Here is a 780-nt window from a genome sequence, read left to right as displayed (position 1 = left end):
GAGATCCTCGACTCCCGTGGTAACCCCACGGTGGAGGTGGAGATCGTGCTGGCCGATGGCAGCTTCGCCCGCGCGGCGGTGCCCTCGGGTGCGTCGACCGGTGAGCACGAGGCCGTGGAGCTGCGGGACGGTGGCGAGCGGTATGGCGGCAAGGGCGTCACGAAGGCCGTCGAGGGTGTGCTGGATGTCATCGCGCCCGAGGTGATCGGCATCCCCGCCGATGAGCAGCGGATCATCGATCAGACCCTGCTGGATCTGGACGGCACCCCGGACAAGAGCCGCCTGGGTGCGAACGCCTTGCTGGGTGTGTCGCTGGCGGCGTCGAAGGCCGCGGCGGAGTCTGCGGCGCTGCCGCTGTTCCGGTATCTGGGTGGCCCGAACGCGCACATCCTGCCGGTGCCGATGATGAACATTCTCAACGGCGGCGCGCACGCCGATAGCGGTGTGGATGTGCAGGAGTTCATGGTCGCGCCGATCGGTGCGGAGACGTTCAAGGAGTCGCTGCGCTGGGGTACCGAGGTGTACCACTCGCTGAAGTCGGTGCTCAAGAGCAAGGGGCTGAACACCGGCCTCGGCGACGAGGGTGGTTTCGCCCCGTCGGTCGCGGGCACCCGGGAGGCGTTGGAGCTGATCTCGGAGGCCGTCGCGAAGACGGGCCTCACGCTCGGCTCCGATGTGGCGTTGGCGCTGGATGTGGCGGCGACGGAGTTCTACAGCCCGGAGGGTTACAAGTTCGAGGGCAAGGTGCTCAGTGCCGCTGAGATGGGTGAGTTCTACGCC

Annotated in this window: 1 protein-coding gene; it reads left to right on the top strand. The window is 67.7% G+C overall.

What is annotated here, in order from left to right:
* Nucleotides 1-780 (top strand): phosphopyruvate hydratase (eno, locus tag ACLQ3K_RS26405; RefSeq protein ID WP_426002277.1); only part of this gene is annotated, 780 nt, incomplete at both ends.

This window comes from Tsukamurella sp. DT100, assembly GCF_049844855.1.
In the GTDB taxonomy this organism is placed as follows: Bacteria; Actinomycetota; Actinomycetes; order Mycobacteriales; family Mycobacteriaceae; genus Tsukamurella.
The sequence above is the reverse complement of the archived record's forward strand: the minus strand, read 5'-3'. Positions and strand labels throughout refer to the sequence as shown.